General features: G+C 68.0%; 3 protein-coding genes and 1 pseudogene. 2 read left to right on the forward strand and 2 right to left on the reverse strand.

The genetic code is table 11. From position 1 onward, the window contains the following. Nucleotides 1–389: pseudogene (locus tag A9W95_RS07590) on the forward strand (pyruvate/2-oxoglutarate dehydrogenase complex dihydrolipoamide dehydrogenase); the annotation flags it as partial. A gap of 4 nt (nt 390–393) precedes the next feature. Here the strand turns inward: A9W95_RS07590 and A9W95_RS07595 are convergent. Both A9W95_RS07595 and A9W95_RS07600 read right to left on the reverse strand, forming a co-directional pair. Beyond that, nucleotides 394–1170, reverse strand: coding sequence for a thioesterase family protein (locus tag A9W95_RS07595; protein ID WP_067410360.1), 777 nt, complete (start codon nt 1168–1170; stop codon nt 394–396). Beyond that, nucleotides 1167–2000, reverse strand: a complete 834-nt coding sequence (locus A9W95_RS07600) for a RecB family exonuclease (protein WP_156746064.1) — start codon at nt 1998–2000, stop codon at nt 1167–1169. The genes A9W95_RS07595 and A9W95_RS07600 overlap by 4 nt, the downstream gene beginning before the upstream one ends. 88 nt (nt 2001–2088) lie before the next feature. Here A9W95_RS07600 and trmI point away from each other — a divergent pair. Further along, nucleotides 2089–2695: tRNA (adenine(58)-N(1))-methyltransferase TrmI (gene trmI / locus A9W95_RS07605; protein ID WP_067410358.1), on the forward strand; the 607-nt coding region annotated here is incomplete at its 3' end.

Here is a 2695-nt window from a genome sequence, read left to right on the forward strand (position 1 = left end):
TCGACGACGACCCGCGCCGAGTCAGTGACCGGATCACCACCTACGCGCTCTACATCGACCCGCCGCTCGGGCGCGCGGGTATGACCGTCGACCAGGTGCGCGCGTCCGGGCGCAAGGCGCTGGTCGGCAAGCGGCCGATGACCCGGGTCGGACGCGCGGTGGAGAAGGGTGAAACGCAAGGCTTCATGAAAGTGGTGGTGGACGCCGACACCGACGAGATCCTCGGAGCCGCCGTATTCGGGGTCGGCGGTGATGAGGCGATCCATTGCATCTTGGATGTGATGTCGGCGAAGGCGCCCTACACCACGCTGTCGCGGACCATGCACATTCATCCCACGGTCAGCGAACTCATTCCCACGGTTCTGCAGGAGATGGTCCCGCTCGACTAGTCAGTCACAGGCGCTGCACCAGCAGGGTCTGTGCCGACGTCCCCACGAATCCGGTGCTGTCGAACACCTCGGCCGTCGTGACGCCGGCCCCATCTGGACCGATTGAGGCGCGGGCGCGTAGCGCGAAATCGTTGCCGACGGGCAGGCGGTGCAAGTGCACCACCGTGTCGGTGTTCATGAAGACGAACTGGGTGAAATCCAGGACCGCCCCAACGCCGTTGGCGCAGTCGACCACCGCGGCCAGTCGCTGCACCGCGGACGTCGGCTCGTCGTCCACGACGTGGGCCCGCAGGCTGAACCACCACAGTTCCTCGCCGTCTCCGTCGGTGTGCTGGCGGCGCGAATCCAGCGCGTCGAAATAGCCGTGGGCGTCGGCGAAAACGGCGGGAAGCGGCGCGGCGGATCCCTCCACCAGCGGCGGATAACGGTCCGAGGCCGCATCGGCGGTATCCGAGACCGCCACCAGCCAGGCGGTCACTCGCGCCACCGGGCGCTCGGTCACCATCTCGGCGACCACCATGCTGATCCGCGAGCCCGGACGCTCCACCCACGCCCGGGCCCGTACCGGCGCGACCGGCACTGCCCCGAGAAGGTCCAGGCTGAGGCGGGCGATGCGCTTGCCGGAGTCGGCCGCCAGTTCCTCGATCAGCTTCGTCAGTAGCGCCAACGGCGGCGAGCCGTGCTGAATATCGGGATTCCAGTTGCTGCGCGTGTAGTCCGTGGCGCGGAAAGCTTGGTAATCGCCGTCCGACGGAAGGCGGCGGAAGAAGCAACCGGTCATGCCGCCGGTTGAGGCCAGCCTGGGTAAGGCGGCGGCGTCCCCCCGAACGCCGGGCACAGGTCTCGATGCGCACACCAATCACACAACTTCGATGGGTTGGGGCGAAAGTCGCCCGTCGCCCCGGCGGACTGGATGGCGCGCCACATCGCCATCAGGGTCTTCTCGAACCGCAGCAGTTCGTCGTGGTCGGGGGAGTAGTCGAGCAGCTGCCCGTCGGCGAGGTAGATCAGCCGTAACCGGGTGGGCAATATGCCGCGGGACCGCAGCAGTGCGACCGCGTAGAACTTCATCTGGAACATCGCCTTGAATTCGGCCAGTGCCCGCGCCTCCGGTGGCGCCTTGCCGGTCTTGTAGTCGACCACGCGGAGTTCACCGGTGGTGGCGACGTCGACCCGGTCGATGTACCCGCGCAACAGGGTCCCGTCGGCGAGTTCTACCTCCACTCGCTGCTCGCAGCCGTGGGGGTCGAATCGCGTCGGGTCCTCCAGCCGGTAATAGCCGGACAGCAAGGCACGGGCCTCGTCGAGCAGTTGGGTTCGTTGTTCGGGGTCGAGGCCGGCCACCAACTCCGGTTCCCCGGCGATCACCTGCTCCCAGGCCGGCTCGATGAGCGCCCGCGCGGTGTCCGGAATCCGCAGCGGCGCCGGCAGTCGGTACAGCTGCTCGAGCGTGGCATGCACCAGCGAACCGCGGAGCTGCGCGGCCGATGGCACCTCCGGCAACCGGTCTATCGCGCGGAACCGATACAGCAGCGGGCACTGTTTGAAGTCCGCTGCCCGCGATGGCGACAGGGCGGGCCGCGGCATGCGCGCGCCCCGCTCCGGTGCCATCAACTGCTCGGTCATATCCGCAGCCTAGGACGGGGTACCGACAACCCCGAGGACAAACTGCGGCGCGTCGGCTGGCACGCTAGAGCGCGTGTCAGCAACCGGCCCATTCACCGTCGGGGAGCGCGTTCAGCTCACCGACGCCAAGGGCCGCCACTACACGTTGGTGCTGACCGCCGGTGCCGAGTTCCACACCCATCGCGGCTCGATCGCGCATGACGCGGTGATCGGCCTGGAGCAGGGCAGCGTGGTCAAATCGAGCAACGGCGCGCTGTTTTTGGTGCTGCGTCCGCTGCTGGTCGACTACGTGATGTCGATGCCGCGCGGGCCGCAGGTCATCTACCCCAAGGACACGGCTCAGATCGTTCACGAGGGTGACATCTTCCCCGGGGCCCGGGTCCTCGAGGCGGGCGCGGGCTCGGGCGCGCTCACGTTGTCGCTGCTGCGGGCCGTCGGCCCGGACGGTCGGGTGACCTCCTACGAACAGCGCGCCGATCATGCCGAGCACGCCCGCCGCAACGTGTCGACGTTTCACGGCGGACAGCCGCCGGACAATTGGCAACTGATCATCAGTGATCTCGCGGACTCCGAGTTGCCCGACGGCTCCTTCGATCGCGCGGTGCTGGACATGCTGGCGCCGTGGGAGGTGCTCGATTCGGTGTCACGTCTCGTCGTCGCCGGCGGGGTGCTCATCGTCT

The organism is Mycobacterium sp. 1423905.2 (assembly GCF_001673155.1).
Lineage (GTDB): Bacteria > Actinomycetota > Actinomycetes > Mycobacteriales > Mycobacteriaceae > Mycobacterium.

Bases quoted from the DNA above. Each gene is read 5' to 3' on its own strand.
- A9W95_RS07595 (WP_067410360.1), bottom strand. From the start codon at position 1,170: ATGACCGGTTGCTTCTTCCGCCGCCTTCCGTCGGACGGCGATTACCAA.
- A9W95_RS07600 (WP_156746064.1), bottom strand. From the start codon at position 2,000: ATGGCACCGGAGCGGGGCGCGCGCATGCCGCGGCCCGCCCTGTCGCCA.